The sequence below is a fragment of the Streptomyces griseoflavus genome (assembly GCF_014649995.1).
Lineage (GTDB): Bacteria > Actinomycetota > Actinomycetes > Streptomycetales > Streptomycetaceae > Streptomyces > Streptomyces griseoflavus.
Genome location: NZ_BMUC01000009.1, coordinates 178,131 through 192,630, shown reverse-complemented (window position 1 = coordinate 192,630; position 14,500 = coordinate 178,131). Strand labels below are relative to the sequence as shown.

The following is a 14,500-nucleotide window of genomic DNA, read 5'->3' as shown; positions in this document are numbered from 1 at the left end:
CGGGTGGGGGTTAGATGTCGCGGGTGTGGGCGTGGTGGGCGGCGCGGTCGAACGCTTGGAGGACGGGCTGCGAGCTGGTCTGGGTGGCGTTCCAGGAGGGGATCGTCTCCGCCCCTGGGAAGTCGGCTTGGATGCGGTCGAGGAGGAGCACGCAGGCGTCGTCGGCGAGGCTGCGGGCGCCGTGGGCTTCGAGGCGGATGGCGCGGATCGGGCAGATGGCACCGTCTTCGTCGTAGAGGGCGTCGCGGCACCAGCCGTCGGTCTCGAGTCGGATGCGGGCGCGGTGAAGGAGGTCGGCGATCGGCGTGCTGTAGGGGCTGGGTGCCGCAGTCGGGGCTAGCGGGACGACTTCGGTGGGTGCGGCGGGTACGGGGTCGGCGCCGGGCAAGTGGGCGGTGTTGACCTCGAAGGCGACGGCGGCCTGGTCGAGGCGGGCGGTCATCGCGGCTTCGACGAGGGCAAGCCGGGTCTCAAGGTCGAGAGCCGCCGGCGTCGGCCGGGTGATGGTGGTGGTCATCAGCTGGCCGTGCCGTCGCCAAGGCACACTCCGCAGGTGACCTCGCGCTGTACACCGCCGAACGCGGTCCAGTTGACGCCCTGGCCGCCGCAGTGCCAGCACAGTCCAAGCATGGTTGCCTCGTTCTGGCTGAGGTAGCGGTTCTGGGCTTCCCATTCCTGGTCGGTCATGGGTTGGGGCATGATGGGGCTCTCCTCGTCGATCTTCGGGTGGATGGGGTAGACGGGGCGCCCCTGGTCGCTTCCAGGCATTCGAGGGGCGCCCCGGCACAGCTACTTGCCGCCGAGTGGGGTGGCGGCGTTCGCCCAGGACAACTCGGACAGTTCGCCCTTGGTAGCGGCGCCGCGCTCGTGTCGTTCGGTGATCTCGTGGGCGATCCGCTCAGCAGCAGCGCTGTCACCGCGCTGCATTGCGGTAACGAAGTCACGGACGGACTAGTGGGTGTAGTCGCTACCCATGAAGGTCAGGCCTCCTTCTTCTAGTGGTGGGGTGGGGATTCAGGCGCGGCGGCCGCGGCAGCGACGGGCGCCCGGGACGGAGCCCTGCCGAGCGAGCTTCTCCATGCCGCGGATCTCCGCCTCGTCGAGGTACGCGGAGTGGTCCTCGCCGAGCGGGGCACCGACCTGCGGGCCGGGCCCGGCAACGTTGCGCATGCCGACGGGCGGCTCGTCGTAGATGGGGCCGTAGTTGAGGCAGAGGGTGTGGGCGCTGTAGCCGCTGTCGGTGCAGGGATTGCCGGTGAAGGCGGCGCGGCCGGTGAAGACGACCTCGCTGTACAGCTTCGAGTCCTCGTAGGGGGCCCGGTTGCGGGCGACGTCGTAGACGAAGTAGTAGGGCTTGCCGAGGCGGACTTCGCGCGCGAACTTCTTCGCCTGCGCGGCACTCCAGGACTTGGCCATGGTCGTGTTCTCCGTTTCTGGTTTGTGTGGGTTTGTTCCGGCTGATCGGGGCTGCTCGCTTCGAAAAAGTGCAGGTCAGCAACCGCGCAGGGTCTGATTAGGTGTCGCTCGGAGCGGAGTCTGAGCGATGACGGAGCGAGAGCTAGATCAGTGGCTGACCTGCGGCGTTTCGGTGTGAGCGCGGCTGATCTCCGGCCGATCAGCCGCGCATACTTCACATAACGGTCACAGGAGGTGGCGGAGTCGATCACGCTTGAAGCCGCGCGGGTTCTTCTCCTCACCGATCGGACCCAGCGTGATCGGAGACCCGGCACCCGCCTGCTTCATCAGCGCCTTGAACTCGTCAGGACCCAGCTCGTCGTAGGCATCCGGGTCAAACTCTTGGAGGGCGGCGAGCAGCGGCTCGGTCTTCATCCGGTCGACGCCCGTCTTCTCCATCACTGCCACTGAGTCCTCGACTGCGGCCCGCGCTGGCCCGTCCGTCAACTCCGAGCCCGCGGGCGGTTCGGCACCGCACAGCTTCAGCAGCTGCTCCCACGACAGGAGCTCGACCGGGGCCGGCTTCTTCAGGTTGCCCTCGGCGTCCCAGACCGGTTCGGCGTACTCGGGCAGGTCCACGCCCTTCATGGCGTCGAGGCTGTCCTGGTCCGGGTCCAGCAGCCCGGCCTCAAGGCGTTCCGTGGCGAGTTGCCGCAGGACCGCGGACGGGATCTCGTGGATGGCGTACTCGATCGGCTCGTCCGCCATCCCGGGAACGCCCTGGACATAGATGTGGCCGGCGTCCTTGGGGTCGGTTTCGGTGGCCGGGGACAGCTTGTGCGGCAGGTAGCCCTCCTTGACCGCCCCGTCGCCAAAGACTGCGCGGGTGTCACCGACCTTGCACGGGCCGACGGCACGCAGGGCGATCATCTGGGCGACGTTCTCCTTCAGGTACCGGGTCGTGCCGCCCTGGGAGGCGAGCTCCAGCGTGATGAGTTCCTTACGGCCGACGAGGAGCAGGTCGAACGCGAGGAGCTTGGCCAGGTCGGTGGCCTTCGGGAACTCGTCGAAGAAGATCGTGACCGCGGGGTGCTGCGGGCTGGCCTTCCACTTCCGTCCCATGCCGAGCTTCGCCCTCAGTCGGGCGCGCGCCTTCGACATGACCAGGAAGAACAGCAGGACGGCTTCGATCTGCTCGTTGGTGCGGGCGGTGATCCGGACGGCGTCGCCGAGGTCTTCGAGGCCGTCGCCGTGTGGGTCGAGGTCGATGGTGATGTTGTCGCGGCAGGCGGTGACGCCTTCGGCGAGGGCCTGCAGGATGCTGGTCTTGCCGCCACCGGAAGCGGCGACCCATAGGCCCATGACGCCGGCGAGGGACGTCTCGAGCGGGTCGCCGCCCACTGAGGTGCCGATGCGGAACTTGTCGGAGATCGACAGGGACTTGGGGGCGCGGTACGGGAGGCCAGGGGCGGTGGCGAACGGGTCGCCGTCGACCAGGCGCAGGATCGCGCAGGCGCGGCGGGCTCGGAGGGGCTGCGGCCGGACGGCGTTCGTGGGCAGGTCGAACTTCGTCTCGAGGTCGCCGCTCTTCTCGATGATCGCCTCAGGGGTGCCGTCGGAAACGCGGACGATGCACTGCCAGCCCCACGGCTGCCGCTGTACGTCGGACACCTCGACGATCGGCACGTTCTCCGCGCGGGCGGCGAGGAGGACGCACTCGGCGAGCTGGTCAGGCGTTCGCGCGTTGCGCAGCGGGAATGGCTTGGCGTCGTCGGCGAGCTGCTCGACGTTCATGACGACGTGCGATCCGATGCTCGTCGCTCCCCCGGCCGGCTCCGCCTGGAACGTGGCGGGCAGGCTGGCCGGGGTCATCGGGAAAGGGACCTCACCTGCCTGACCGCGGCTGAAGGGGCGGGAGATCAGGTACCAGCCGTAGCCGGCGGCGGTGCCGAGGACGGTGAGGAGCATGGGCTGTCCGGTGGCGGCCTGCTCTATCGCCCCGCCGAGGATGGACAGGCCTCCGAGGCTGCCGCCTGCGACGATCGCAGCACGGCCGGCTTTCTTGCTGGCACGGGCCGTGTTGATCTCTCGGTCGGTGGGTGGCAGAACAACGGTGGCCTGGAGTGCGGCGAGTTTGGACTCTTCGGCGGCGACGCGGCCTCCGAGGCTGGCGAGGGTGCTGGCGTTGACGTCTTCGCCTGCTTCGGCGCGGGCTTTGGCGTGGGCGAAGCGGCCGTGGGCTTCGGCGACGATGCGCTGCGCTTGGGCGAGTTTCGCGTCGTGCTTGCGCTGCTTGCTGTCGGTGGCGAGCTGGATGGCGGTGAGGTGGTCGATGTCGTGTCCGGCGAGCCAGTCCTTGGTGCGGGCGGTGGCGTGGCTGCGCTGCTGCGTGAAGGCGGTCTTGATGCGGTCGCCGCGGGACGGCTGCTCGGCGTGGGGCGGCTCGGCGGGCATGGGCGGGATGCCCGGCTGCTGCTCGGTGGGCTCGGTCTCGGTGGCCACCAGGTGGTCCTTTCGCGATTAGGGGGCGGGGCCCCGGTGTGGGGCCCCGCGTGCGGGCTTAGCGGCTCAGGCCACCGAGGACGTTGCTGAGGGCGCCGACGCCGGACCCGGTGATCTGGTCGGCCATGCCGCCGATCGCGGTTCCGGCGAGAGCGACACCGAGGAACGTGACGACGACCGCGTCGCCGACCTTCAGGTGGCCGCCCTTGACGCGGAAGAAGACGATGAGGCCGAAGACCACGATGGCGACGACTCCGACGCCGATGGCGCCGCCGGATGCCTGGGTCTGGATCTGCTCGTTGTAGCCGGCGGGCATCTGGTTGGTGCCGGGGTTCTGCAGGGGGGCGCCGACACCTCCGTTAGGGGCGAAGTCGCGGCCGGGCTCGGCGTCGGTCTTGGCGATGGCGAGGACGGTCGCCTCGTGCTCCGGCGCCGCGGTGGCGGTGGCGGCGGCGCCTCCGAGGAGGGCGATCGTGGCGGTCGTCGAGACGGCGATACGGCGGATGGTGGCCTTCATCTTCTGATCACTCCAGGGGGGTGGGTTAGCGGGCGTTGCTGGCGGCGTTCTTGGCGGTGATGGCGGCCTGCTTGCGGGCGACTCCGACGTACTTCGGGGTGTCACCCGGGCGGCGCGTGGCGCGCGTCTTCAGCACCCTGTTCGGACCGGGGGGCATTTGAGCAGCACGCTGGGCGTTTGTGGTCTTGCTGAGGGTGTTCACGGGTCGGTTCTGGCGAGCCGCTTCGACCCTCGCCTGGGCCGCGTTACGCATCCGCAGAGCCTCCGCGGACTCACCCGGCTTCGCGCCTTCCACGTCGAGCTTGGCGCGCTCCCAGATCGCCTCGGTGACGGTCGTCTCGCCGAGGTCTGCGGCGAGCTTCTCGGCGTGCTCCCACACCTTCGGGAAGAAGCCCGCGCGGCGCTCGGCAAGCAGCCGTGCCTCCTCCTCGGCAGCCTTCTCAGCGGCCTCCTTCTCCGCGGCGCGGCGCTTCTCCTCCGCGACCTTTTCGGCGGCGATCCGCTCGGCTTCCTTCTCCGCCGCCTTGCGCTCCCGGCGGGTGGGGACCCCGTCCCGCTTGCGGATGCGGCCGTGCTCGTGGAGGTCCCACACGCCGGGGCCGGCGATCGAAGCGAAGGCCGTGCCGATCGCGGTGGCGGGGTCGAACGCTGCAAGTCCGTGCCACAGGTTGATGCCGGCGGCGAGGAACGCGAGCAGCCAGGCGATCAGCCGGTAGTGCCAGTGCGGGCGGTGCGAGGCGACCGCGGCGGCTGCACCCTTGAGGACGACCCAGGCACCGCCCTCGAGCATCAGCGGGGCGGCCATCAGCCACAGCGCCTTCGGGTTGTAGAAGGCTGCGACCTGGACGGGCAGGGCGACGATCGCGCACACGATGTAGAAGCTGCGGGCGTAGCCGCGCCACCGGTCCTCGGCTTCGGCGACCTCTGCTGCCTCGGCGCTGACCGCGGCTTGCTGTTCCGCGGCCAGCCGGGCAGCGTCTTCGCGGGCGCGGTCGGCGTCGTCGCGGCGCCGGTTGTGTTCGGCGATCCGCGCTTCGGACGCGGCGGCCTCTTCGATGGCCTTGCGCTCGGCCCGGTCGTTGGCGAGGCGCAGTTTCCGCGCGTCCTCTTCGGCCTTGACGCGGATGGCGTCTGCTTCGGCTTCGGCGCGCTTGAGGGCGGCTTCCTTCTCGGCTTCGGCGGCGAGGCGGCGCTCCTCGGACTCGGCCCACGCCTTGGCGCGGATCGCTTCGGCCTGCGCCTGGGCGACGAGGTCGCTCTCGGGCTGCGGCGCGGACGTCTGGCTGGGAGCCGGGGTTTCGGCCGGTGCGGGCTCGGTGGGGGTGGCTCCTATGGGCTGCCAGTCCCCCAAGACCTGCAGGGCCGGCGGCCGGGTGTGGCCGTTCACCTTCGGCGGACTGGCAGTCATGGCGGGTGGGTCCCTTCTCGGTTGGGGTGGTGGGTTAGCGCTTGGTCTGGTTGCTGGAGCAGCCCTGTCCGGGCGGGCAGACGGGCTTCTTGAAGCCGAGGAGTGTGCGCTCCGGTTCGGCTCCGGGGCGTCCACAGACCCAGCAGTCGTCCTTCGCGGGCATGACGGTCCTTTCAGTTGGCGGTGACGCGGGAGTGTCGGCGGATGTGGTCGTTGGTGGTGGTCGGGGTGAGGCCCTGAATCCGGGTGTCGCCGGGGGCGCTGGTCTGCCACGAGGCGGTGCTCTGCGGACGGCGGTTGTCGTCGGTGCGGGCTCCGTGTGCGCTGTCGGCGGCCATCAGGGGCGATCAGTGACCGGAGGGCGGGGTGTGGTCCACGGAGGCGGCGAGGATCGCCATGGCGACCCGCTGGCTGTCCTTGCCGGTCCGGTCGCACAGGCGGTTGGCGGGACCTTCGTCGCCGTTCGCGAGCGCCCGGCCGGCCTCGTCGATTTCCTGTCCGGTGGCGATCACTTCCGGCTTGTTGCGGCTGAACAGACCCATGACGGGCTCCTCTCGGGTCAGTGGATGGTGGCGGTGCGTGCCCCGGGCCGGAGTCGATCCGGCAGCGTCACGCCGGGTCCGGGGCTGGGGGTCAGTGGCTGTGGTTGGGGTCACGGTTGATGCAGCCCTCGGGGCAGCGGGCGTAGCGGCGTCCGGTGAGTGCGTTCGCGGCGTCGGCGCCCCTCTCCCCGGCGACCTTCCGGCCAGCGCGGATGGCGGCGGACGCGACAGTGTCGGCGGCCTCGGTGGCGGCCTCGGAAACCTTGCGGCTGAACGACCCCATTGCGGGCTCCTCTCGGTTGGTGATCAGTGGGTTGTGCAGGGCTGGTGCCGCCGCGCGGTGGGGGTGGAACCGCGCGGCGGCGGTCGGTGGGGTCAGGCGGCGGCCGGGTAGCGGTCGAAGCCGGTCAGCTCGTCGACCAGCTCCGGGTCGAGGCCGGCCGCGTAGTCGAGGACCGCGGCCATCCACACCCGGTCACCCGCCTTACGGGCCTCGGCGTACTCGGCGAACACCTCGGAGATCGACATGGTCAGCGCCTCGGCGACGGTGATCGAGGAACGGAACCGGACGCCCAGGTCGGAGTTGGCGTGGTCGGCGGAGAACAGGAACGGAGACATGGAGGTGCCCTTTCGGGTGCAGTGGAAGGGGTTGGAAGCCGCGGGCGGCGGAGGCCGCGGGGGAACGTCATCCCCGCCGCCCGCGGCGGTATGAGGGGGTCTAGCGCTGCCGGGCCCGGCGGGCGGCTTCGGTGGCAGCGGCGGCGGACTTCGCCTCCTGGATCCGCTGCTGGGTCTGTGCGGCGAGCGCCTTCGCTGCGGCGCCCTGCTCGGCGACGCTCACCACTTCCGCACCTTGAGGGCGCGGCGGCGGGCGGCGGTGTCGGCGGGCAGCGGCGGCAGATCCGGCGTCGGCTCCGGGCGGGGAATGTCGGCGGCCATCACGACGCCAAACCGATGAGGTCGAGGCGGCCGGCGGCGGCGAGGGTGGCGCGGGCGCCGTCCATCAGCTCCTCGGCGTGCGCCAGGCTGTCGGCGTCGAGGTCGGTGAGCTTGTCGGCCTCGGCGAGCGCGGCGAACTGAGCGCGGTGCACGACAGCCGTCTCGTACTGGGCGACCGCCTGGATCAGCGGGAACGCCGCTTCGAGGCGGGAGAGCACCGGCAGGGCGCCGGCGGGAAGCGGGGCGGTGTCGCCCTCGCGGTCGGTGCGCTCGAGCGCACCGATAAGATCGGTGGTAGCCAACGTGGTCTCCTTGTCAGAACCTGTTGGTCAGGCCTTGCCTCGGTGTGTGGAAGCCCGAGGTGAGGCCGTTTTTGGTTTTGGGCGCACTGGTAGCGGTGGAAGACGCTGCCGAGTGGCACTCCACTAACGTAGCGCGGACTCTGGACCGTGGCAATCCACTGTGGGACTCTTTCTCCATGCCAGCCGGAATCCACCTCAAAACAGCCCGCACCTTCCGCCCCGACAGCCCAGAGCTGTACGAGAAGGCGAAGGCTGCCGTCGGCGAGGTCGGATCAACAATGAACGACCACATCAACGGCTTCCTGCGCTGGCTTACGCACGAGACAGACGAACTCCCGCCCAGGCCGCCGGCCAAGAGCGACCCGAGCAGCCAGGAGCCGTCGGAGTGACCTGCGGAGTTCTTCATGCCATTCAGCCAACGCCCCCTGCGCGTGCGGCAGAAGGACGCCAGCCTGACACGACAACGCCATAACGAGCCCGACCCGACACGGCGGCGACATCAGCCTGCCGCCAGCCTGCCAACCCCGAGCGCCACGAGCACGGGAGCCACCAGAGTGGACGTCGTAGAGACCTGGACCGCCCGCACCGCCTGCCTTTTGCAGCAGGCGATGAGACTGACGAACGAGGCGTTCGCGGAACACCTCGGTATCAGCGAGCGGACGATCAGCCGGTGGCATGCCCAGCCGGGCATGACCCACCGGACCGAAGTGCAGCAGATCCTCGACACGGCATATGAACAGGCGGGTGAGACGGTGCAGCGACGGTTCGCACTCCTACTGCGCCCGCCGGCCCCGCGCCTAGAAGCCCAGGCGCTGCGGGTGGCGATCGCCGTCGTACTGCGCGGGCCCGACGTTCTGCTGGTGTGCCGGCGCGGGGACGGAGAGCTGCGCTGGCAGTTCCCTGCCGGGATGGTCAAGCCTGGCGCCGCACCCGAGTCGGTGGCCGTGCAGGAAACCCACGGCGAGACCGGGGTGCACTGCACCATCCGCGAGCAGCTCGGGGAGCGCGTCCACCCGGCGACCGGCGTGCTCGCGACGTACTACTTGGCCGACCACCTCGCCGGGGACGCCACGAACCGGGACCCGCTCGAGAACGTCGACGTCGCGTTCGTACCCCGCTCGGCCCTGACCCGCTTCATCCCCGCAGATCAGATCTTCCCGCCGATCCTCAACGCCTTGGAGGCGACTGTATGACGACCGAGACGACCACCGAAAATCCCGCACTGTCCATGGCCGTCGTGGTCTCTGACGGCAGGCTGCTGATGATCCGCAGGAGCGAGCAGGAGGGCGACCTTCTGTGGGCGCTGCCTGGCGGAGCGATCGAGGATGGCGAGAGCGTCGAGGAGGCGGCGGTGCGGGAGACGGTCGAGGAGACCGGGCTGGTCGTGGACGCGGTCAAGGTGCTCGGTAAGCGGGTTCATCCGAAGACTGGCCGGCTGATGTCTTACACGGCGTGCGAGCCGTTGGAGGGTGAGGCGCGGGTGGCGGACGAGGAGGAGCTCGACGCGGTCGCCTGGGTGAGCCACAGCGAGATCAAGGAGTACGTGCCCTACGGGCTGTACGAGCCGGTGCAGGCCTACCTCGACGACGTCCTACCGCACTGATCAGGCCAGGCCGATCACTTCCGGTCATCTTGTTTCCGGCTGTTCCGATATTGCGGCCCCGCATTTCGTGCAACCCGCCGAAATTCGGCGGCTTCCGCTCGCGCAGGTGAGCGGCATCAACGCATTGATCTTCTCGTGCAACCATCCCGTAATTCCGTTCACCCATTCGAGTGACGGCATAAGAAAGTCGCAGGTCGGACGCCCCTCCCCGCCTGCTCTAGAGTCCTCCTCAGGAACGTGAACGGCCGGGCGGTCATCACCCGCCCGGCCGGTTCGACCAGCGAGTCATCACCTCGCTGACCTGTAGTCCATCCCTCGCCAGAAGGAAGGCCTTCCATGACGGTAGCAGCACAGGCATGCCCGCAGCCGCCCGCTTTGTCGACACGTCGGCTTCTCGACGCTCCACTCCCCCGGCTTCTGGCCGAGCTGGATGTGGAGCTGGTCGACTCGGGCATCACCGACGCGGGCTTCTTCGGCGCATTCGTCGTCCTGCGGGACGGGACGAGGGTGTTGTCGATGCCTGTCGGCCGGTCCGTCTTCGAGCGGGACACGGTGGCGCGGATGCTTCTCGCGGAAGCGCTCGGCATGGACGCCCCACCGCTGCCGGCGGCGCTCACTGTGTCGCGCGCCTGAGCACGGCAACGCCCCCGCCCATCCAGGGGTGGGGGCGTTGGTGTGTCATCCGCCGAGGAGTCGCTGTTTCTGCTGTTGGAATTCGGCGTCGGTGATCGCGCCTTGGTCTCGGAGGGTGGCGAGTTTGGCGAGTTCGTCGGCGACAGACGGGGGCGGGGGTGCCGCGCTCGGGTTGCCGCTGTGGTGGTTGGCGATGGCGGCTTCGATCGCCTTGCGGAGTTCTTCGAACGCGGTTTTCTGCCTGGTGGTGAAGATCACCGAGTTCTCGTCGTTGACGGCGTTCGAGGTCTGGCTGCCGAACCGGGAGCGGCGTTCGTTGCCGCCGGCGGCGGAGAAGGCGATGAAGCCGTTGACGAGCGGGCCGGCGGGCTTCCACTGGACGCTGCTGATCTGCGAGATGTGGAAGCGTTTCTCGCCCTTGCCGACGGACAGCCGGCCGAGGATGCCCTTGCGGGTGATGGTGACGTACTGGCCGTCGAAGGCGATCTGCCCGTTGTGGCCCTTCACTTCGATCATGCGCCCCCCTTGGTGCTGAGGGCGGCATTCTGGCACAGCGGGAAGCCACGACTGCGGTCCTTTGGCGGAGTTCCACGCACACCGCTTGCCCGTGTCCGTATCGTTCGATACAGTCTTAACGTACCGATCGAAACGAGGGGGATTCGATGAACACCACCGCCGCCGCCACCCAGGCCGGAGTCACCAACAGCACCATCACCACCTGGTGCCGCCGCGGCGTCGTCGCCGCCGCCAAGGTCGCCGGCCGGTGGGTCATCGATGCGGCCTCCCTCGCCGCCCGCATCGCCATCGGCACGATGAAGCGCACCGTCCGCAAGGAGACCGGCCCCGTGATCGACCTCACCGCTACCTACACCTACGCCGACCCCGCCCACGCCGAGCCCACGACCGTCACCCCCACCGTCAAGACCCGCACCCGCAAGACCGGCTACACGTGGACCACCATCACCGGCCTCGCCCCCCTCTTCGCCGACCGCCTCAACGCGATCACCGACGAGGGCGACCGCATCCACGCCGCGATCCTCCTGCGGTCCTCCCAGATCACGATCACCGACCAGATCGAGGACGGCCCCGACGAGATCGTCAACGGGATCGCCTTCCTCGACGGCGGCCGGCTCCGCGTCAAGCACCAGAGCACCCGTCAGATCCCCATGGACGCGGTCATCAACCTCGCCCGCCAGCTCCGCGCCCAGCTCGCCGCCTGACACCCGCCCTCGCCAGCAAGGAGACACACCTGATGGACATCACCACCGAAACCCGCGACAAGGGCGTGTACGTCATCCGCTCCGTCGGCACGCAGACCTGGGCGGCGGACTCGACGGAAGCGCACGGCGTCCGCCTGGAGCTCATGGACGGACTCCAGCCACTCGCCGTCTGCAAGCTGGAGGTTCCCGGCACCCTCGCCGCTGAGGAGCGGGGTACGGCGGAAGCCGACGCCATCGATCCGTGGACGCGGACGCTGCGCTACCTCGCCGCGGTGAAGCGGCTCCGCAGTCACCTCGACAGCGCGCGCCGTCTGCTCGACGAGGCAGAGGACGCCGAAGAGTACGGCCGGCCGGTGGACGAGGTCGACGCGTCCGCACTGCGGGCTATGGCCACCCCTGCGGAGCGTGGGCAGGCCGACCCGGGCGACGACTACGACCTGGCGCCGCTCGCGCGGCTGATCGTGGCCCGGCTGGAGCGGCAGATCGAGGATGGCCTGCGGAAGGCGCTGGCGTTCGCGCCGGACCCGACCGAGGCGCCGATCCACCCGGCGTGGGAGCTGCCCGGCCTGGGCGGAATGCCGGGCGGGAGCCTGGCTCAGGCGGTGGCACGAGATCTGCTGGCGAGCTGGGCGTCGGTGCGGGACCTTCGTGACCCGCTGATCACGTGGGCGGTGCGGGATGCGGAGGTCACGCGCACGGAGGTGCAGCAGACGACGGGCGTCTCGCGCTCCACCATCAACCGGTTGCTGCCCGCCGACTAACTTCCCGACACGCCAGCGCCCCCGCTCCTCGGGCTGAGGAGCGGGGGCGCTGTCATGCGCCCGGTCACCGACCGCGGGGTTGTCGGGTGCGGAGGAGCCGAACGGGCCGCACGTCCCGGGAGCCGTCGGCCCGTTCGACGAGGACGTTCCGCGGGGCGGTCGGCCCGGTCGCGAGGTGCGGGAAGGGCACGTCGGGCGGCGGGCCGGGGATGGCGTAGCGGGTGCGGACGGTGACGGGCTCCCACAGGTTCGGCCCGCGGTTCTCCCAGTAGGTGCGCGGCTCGGGCTCCGGTACGGGGGCGGCCGGGAGGGGCACGTCGAGGGCGAGCTGCTCAGTCACGGCCGCGCCTCCTTGTGGCATCCGCAGACACAGTGCGTACCGCAGAACTTGCAGCGACTCGGCTTCTTCGCCCCGGACAGGCCGGTGTGGGACTGGCAGTAGCCGTGCTCCCCGTGGCGGCAACCAGTGGACAGGTAGGTGTGGCCGCGCGGGTTCCGGATCCACGCCCGGACGTAGGCAAGGGCCTGGCTCATCGTCACGTCTGCTCCTCGGTCTGGTTGGCGGGGGTTCCGCGGCCGGCGGGTATGCCGAGCGCTCGGCAGCATGCGGTGCAGCGGCGGAGTCCGAGCCGTGATCCGATGCCGGGCATCCACCAGCCGCGGCGTATCCCGCACACGGCCTGGCGGGGAGGGGCTGGTTGTCGTCGATGCCGTCCCGCATCTCCTGCCTGGTGATCACCTTCCCGGGGACGGCGTGGAGGCGCCGCCACTTCCCGCAGACGAGCCACCAGTGGCCGGCGTTCTCCTCGATTCGGTGGGAGGTCATGCGGGCCACCTCCGGACGGGGATCCCGGCCTTCTCGGCGAGGGTGGCGGTGTGGCTGGCTCCGCGGGAGCCGTCCTTGATGAACGCGAGGCAGACGTCTGCGCCTGCCTGGACCATCGCGGCGTTGCGACGGAAGCCCGCGCCCCGGTCGAGGACACCGTCGGGCCGCCAGTCCGCGGGGTGCCGCTCCTCGACGACGCCGGTGGTGAACTGCCCGGCGATCGCAGCCCAGTCAGCTGCTTGCGCGTCGGCTCCGGTCGGGCAGGCGCCGTGGACAACGACCAGCGGCCGGCCGGACGGGAGGAGTTCGGCCTGGACGTCGTTGAGCGCAGTCCACACCACGCCCGGGGACGGCCAGTCACGACTGCCGGTGACGAGGATTCGGTAGGACTTCACGGCGCCTCCTCGGCGTCCTTGCGTTCCCAGTACTCGCGGTCTGCTTCGGCGCACTCGCGGACGGACGGGCCGGTGTTGGGGGTGGGGCGGGGCTCGTTGAGAGCTTCGGCGATCAGGGCGGGGTCGAGGTTGCACGGGTAGGCGTCAACAAGCTGCTGGACTCGGGCGAGCTTGGCTTCGGCCTCATCGGCGCGCTGCTCGGCTGCGACCGTAGCGTCGACGGCGTGCTGGTAGTGCCCGGCAAGGTGCGGCTGGACGGCGGCGAGGACGGCCTTGGCGACAGCGCGACGATGGGACATCGGCAGCCACGCCCCCGCCTTGTTCAACGCGGGTTGCACGGCGTTGAAGGCGTGGGCTTCTAGTTGTGACCACGGGGCGGGCTCGGTCGTTCCGGCCGCTGCTGCCGCGTCGGCGGCCAGCTGCCGCCCACAGCGCGCCCCCTTCAGCCACTTCCGCACATCCGCAGTCGTGATCGGGCGCTGTTCCCGGTCGGCGATGTCGCAGCATTCCCCGATGAACCCGAGACGGTCCTGGGCCCAGTACAGGTCGGTGCCGAGCTCGTCCACGAGATCGCGGGCTTCCTCGACGGTCAGCTCGGGCTCGGCCGCTTCCATCGCAGTCGGTTCCGGCTGCCCGACGCGGGCACGGGCTTCGGCGACGATCTGCTCGGTGGTCCGACTCTCCTCACCGGGGAGCCGGTTGTCGAGGCGGAGGCTGTCGAGCATCTCGCTGGCGTGATCGTGTATCCGCTCGAGGTCGGCAATGGTCGCCTTGTGGTCGTGCTCGCAGGGGCGGACGTCGATGGTCATTTCTTCCCGAAGTGGTTCGCGCACCCACGAAGCGATCGCCTCGTGGACCGTCTCCCCGCAGGTCGGGCAGGGCGGGAACGGCAGCAGCAGGATCGTGATGCCGTCACGCTCCTGCTGGTCGCGGTAGGCGAGGACGACCGCCCACGCGAGCAAGTCGGCGTCGGACAGGGGGCGGGAGTCGGTCATGCTGCTGCCTCTCGTTGCTGGTCGGGGATGTGGATTTGGTGGACGCCGATCTCGCCGACGGCCAATGCGATGGCGACGGCTTGGGCGCGGTCCGCGGCACCGAGCCGGCGGTAGGCGGCGGTGAGGATCTCGCCGACGGAATGCGGGGTCACGCCCCGCCAGGCGGCGATCTGAGCGTTGCTGTTGCCGTTCGCGGCCAGCACGAGAACTTCCCGCTGCCGGCGAGTCAGAGGCTTCACGGCCGGCCTCCGTCGCGGGGTGTGACGCGTCCGCGGCTGTTGAGGATGCCGTCAGCGCGGGCGAGGAGGAGCAGGGCGCGGCGGAGCACCTGGCCGGGGCGTTCACCACGGCGGGCGTAGGCGGTGAGGATCGCGGCACTGCCGTCGTCAGGCTGCCAGCGCAACGGCACACGGCGGCTCACCAAGCACCCCCGTTGATCGCGCGGGCGAGGTCGAGAGCGGC

The 14,500-nt window shown here is 70.1% G+C and carries 27 protein-coding genes; 6 read left to right on the top strand and 21 right to left on the bottom strand.

All coding sequences use genetic code 11. The features are described 5' to 3' along the window. Nucleotides 1–10 precede the first annotated feature (10 nt). The 14 genes from IE172_RS20235 to IE172_RS20180 all read right to left on the bottom strand — a co-directional run bounded on the left by IE172_RS20235 (nt 11) and on the right by IE172_RS20180 (nt 7,605). Complete coding sequence (locus IE172_RS20235) at nt 11–517, bottom strand: DUF6197 family protein (protein ID WP_190098658.1); 507 nt, start codon at nt 515–517, stop codon at nt 11–13. After that, on the bottom strand, nt 517–687 hold the full coding sequence (locus tag IE172_RS20230; RefSeq protein ID WP_229886205.1) for a hypothetical protein: 171 nt from the start codon (nt 685–687) through the stop codon (nt 517–519). The genes IE172_RS20235 and IE172_RS20230 overlap by 1 nt, the downstream gene beginning before the upstream one ends. Nucleotides 688–789: 102 nt before the next feature. Beyond that, on the bottom strand, nt 790–927 hold the full coding sequence (locus tag IE172_RS20225) for a hypothetical protein (RefSeq protein ID WP_190098656.1): 138 nt from the start codon (nt 925–927) through the stop codon (nt 790–792). A gap of 87 nt (nt 928–1,014) precedes the next feature. Continuing rightward, nucleotides 1,015–1,416: a hypothetical protein gene (locus IE172_RS20220; protein WP_190098655.1), complete on the bottom strand. Its 402-nt coding sequence runs from the start codon at nt 1,414–1,416 to the stop codon at nt 1,015–1,017. Nucleotides 1,417–1,641: 225 nt separating this feature from the next. Then, nucleotides 1,642–3,897, bottom strand: a complete 2,256-nt coding sequence (locus IE172_RS20215; protein WP_190098654.1) for a hypothetical protein — start codon at nt 3,895–3,897, stop codon at nt 1,642–1,644. Nucleotides 3,898–3,955: 58 nt separating this feature from the next. After that, the gene (locus IE172_RS20210; RefSeq protein WP_190098653.1) at nt 3,956–4,414 is read right to left on the bottom strand and encodes a hypothetical protein; all 459 of its coding nucleotides are present in this window, start codon (nt 4,412–4,414) and stop codon (nt 3,956–3,958) included. Between the two features lie 25 nt (nt 4,415–4,439). After that, nucleotides 4,440–5,822 (bottom strand): hypothetical protein, encoded by a 1,383-nt coding sequence (locus IE172_RS20205; RefSeq protein ID WP_190098652.1) that lies wholly within the window; start codon nt 5,820–5,822, stop codon nt 4,440–4,442. Nucleotides 5,823–5,856: 34 nt separating this feature from the next. Beyond that, a complete protein-coding gene (locus IE172_RS35140; protein WP_268253483.1) occupies nt 5,857–5,985 on the bottom strand; it encodes a hypothetical protein in 129 nt (42 codons plus the stop codon). A gap of 10 nt (nt 5,986–5,995) precedes the next feature. After that, nucleotides 5,996–6,160: a hypothetical protein gene (locus tag IE172_RS20200; protein ID WP_190098651.1), complete on the bottom strand. Its 165-nt coding sequence runs from the start codon at nt 6,158–6,160 to the stop codon at nt 5,996–5,998. A 9-nt stretch (nt 6,161–6,169) separates the two neighbouring features. After that, a complete protein-coding gene (locus tag IE172_RS20195) occupies nt 6,170–6,364 on the bottom strand; it encodes a hypothetical protein (protein WP_190098650.1) in 195 nt (64 codons plus the stop codon). Between the two features lie 91 nt (nt 6,365–6,455). Then, nucleotides 6,456–6,647, bottom strand: a complete 192-nt coding sequence (locus IE172_RS20190) for a hypothetical protein (RefSeq protein ID WP_190098649.1) — start codon at nt 6,645–6,647, stop codon at nt 6,456–6,458. 92 nt (nt 6,648–6,739) lie between these two features. Continuing rightward, nucleotides 6,740–6,982, bottom strand: coding sequence for a hypothetical protein (locus tag IE172_RS20185; protein ID WP_190098648.1), 243 nt, complete (start codon nt 6,980–6,982; stop codon nt 6,740–6,742). Between the two features lie 100 nt (nt 6,983–7,082). Further along, nucleotides 7,083–7,205, bottom strand: a complete 123-nt coding sequence (locus IE172_RS35135) for a hypothetical protein (protein ID WP_268253482.1) — start codon at nt 7,203–7,205, stop codon at nt 7,083–7,085. 97 nt (nt 7,206–7,302) lie between these two features. Further along, nucleotides 7,303–7,605 (bottom strand): hypothetical protein, encoded by a 303-nt coding sequence (locus IE172_RS20180; protein ID WP_190098647.1) that lies wholly within the window; start codon nt 7,603–7,605, stop codon nt 7,303–7,305. Between the two features lie 176 nt (nt 7,606–7,781). Here IE172_RS20180 and IE172_RS20175 point away from each other — a divergent pair, with 176 nt between their 5' ends. From IE172_RS20175 to IE172_RS20160, 4 genes are all read left to right on the top strand, one after another. Continuing rightward, nucleotides 7,782–7,994 (top strand): hypothetical protein, encoded by a 213-nt coding sequence (locus IE172_RS20175; protein ID WP_190098646.1) that lies wholly within the window; start codon nt 7,782–7,784, stop codon nt 7,992–7,994. Nucleotides 7,995–8,159: 165 nt separating this feature from the next. Then, the gene (locus IE172_RS20170) at nt 8,160–8,798 is read left to right on the top strand and encodes an NUDIX hydrolase (RefSeq protein ID WP_190098645.1); all 639 of its coding nucleotides are present in this window, start codon (nt 8,160–8,162) and stop codon (nt 8,796–8,798) included. Beyond that, a complete protein-coding gene (locus IE172_RS20165; RefSeq protein WP_190098644.1) occupies nt 8,795–9,208 on the top strand; it encodes an NUDIX hydrolase in 414 nt (137 codons plus the stop codon). Before IE172_RS20170 ends, IE172_RS20165 begins: the two co-directional genes overlap by 4 nt. A gap of 336 nt (nt 9,209–9,544) precedes the next feature. Beyond that, the gene (locus IE172_RS20160) at nt 9,545–9,841 is read left to right on the top strand and encodes a hypothetical protein (protein WP_190098643.1); all 297 of its coding nucleotides are present in this window, start codon (nt 9,545–9,547) and stop codon (nt 9,839–9,841) included. 45 nt (nt 9,842–9,886) lie between these two features. On the opposite strand, the gene IE172_RS20155 is transcribed toward IE172_RS20160, so the two are convergent. Further along, a complete protein-coding gene (locus tag IE172_RS20155) occupies nt 9,887–10,357 on the bottom strand; it encodes a DUF4429 domain-containing protein (protein WP_190098642.1) in 471 nt (156 codons plus the stop codon). Nucleotides 10,358–10,503: 146 nt separating this feature from the next. Between IE172_RS20155 and IE172_RS20150 the strand changes: the two genes are divergently transcribed. After that, nucleotides 10,504–11,061: a helix-turn-helix domain-containing protein gene (locus IE172_RS20150; protein ID WP_190098641.1), complete on the top strand. Its 558-nt coding sequence runs from the start codon at nt 10,504–10,506 to the stop codon at nt 11,059–11,061. A 32-nt stretch (nt 11,062–11,093) separates the two neighbouring features. Further along, complete coding sequence (locus IE172_RS20145; RefSeq protein WP_190098640.1) at nt 11,094–11,822, top strand: hypothetical protein; 729 nt, start codon at nt 11,094–11,096, stop codon at nt 11,820–11,822. 64 nt (nt 11,823–11,886) lie between these two features. Here the strand turns inward: IE172_RS20145 and IE172_RS20140 are convergent, their stop codons facing one another. From IE172_RS20140 to IE172_RS20115, 6 genes are all read right to left on the bottom strand, one after another. Then, a complete protein-coding gene (locus tag IE172_RS20140) occupies nt 11,887–12,162 on the bottom strand; it encodes a hypothetical protein (RefSeq protein WP_190098639.1) in 276 nt (91 codons plus the stop codon). Then, nucleotides 12,159–12,356, bottom strand: a complete 198-nt coding sequence (locus IE172_RS20135; RefSeq protein ID WP_190098638.1) for a hypothetical protein — start codon at nt 12,354–12,356, stop codon at nt 12,159–12,161. Before IE172_RS20135 ends, IE172_RS20140 begins: the two co-directional genes overlap by 4 nt. Nucleotides 12,357–12,644: 288 nt before the next feature. Next, the gene (locus tag IE172_RS20130; RefSeq protein WP_190098637.1) at nt 12,645–13,043 is read right to left on the bottom strand and encodes an SLOG family protein; all 399 of its coding nucleotides are present in this window, start codon (nt 13,041–13,043) and stop codon (nt 12,645–12,647) included. Further along, nucleotides 13,040–14,038 (bottom strand): hypothetical protein, encoded by a 999-nt coding sequence (locus IE172_RS20125; RefSeq protein ID WP_190098636.1) that lies wholly within the window; start codon nt 14,036–14,038, stop codon nt 13,040–13,042. The genes IE172_RS20130 and IE172_RS20125 overlap by 4 nt, the downstream gene beginning before the upstream one ends. Next, nucleotides 14,035–14,277 carry a helix-turn-helix domain-containing protein gene (locus tag IE172_RS20120; RefSeq protein ID WP_190098635.1) on the bottom strand — a complete coding sequence of 81 codons (243 nt, stop codon included), beginning with the start codon at nt 14,275–14,277 and terminating at the stop codon, nt 14,035–14,037. Before IE172_RS20120 ends, IE172_RS20125 begins: the two co-directional genes overlap by 4 nt. Further along, a complete protein-coding gene (locus tag IE172_RS20115) occupies nt 14,274–14,459 on the bottom strand; it encodes a hypothetical protein (protein WP_190098634.1) in 186 nt (61 codons plus the stop codon). Before IE172_RS20115 ends, IE172_RS20120 begins: the two co-directional genes overlap by 4 nt. Nucleotides 14,460–14,500 lie beyond the last annotated feature (41 nt).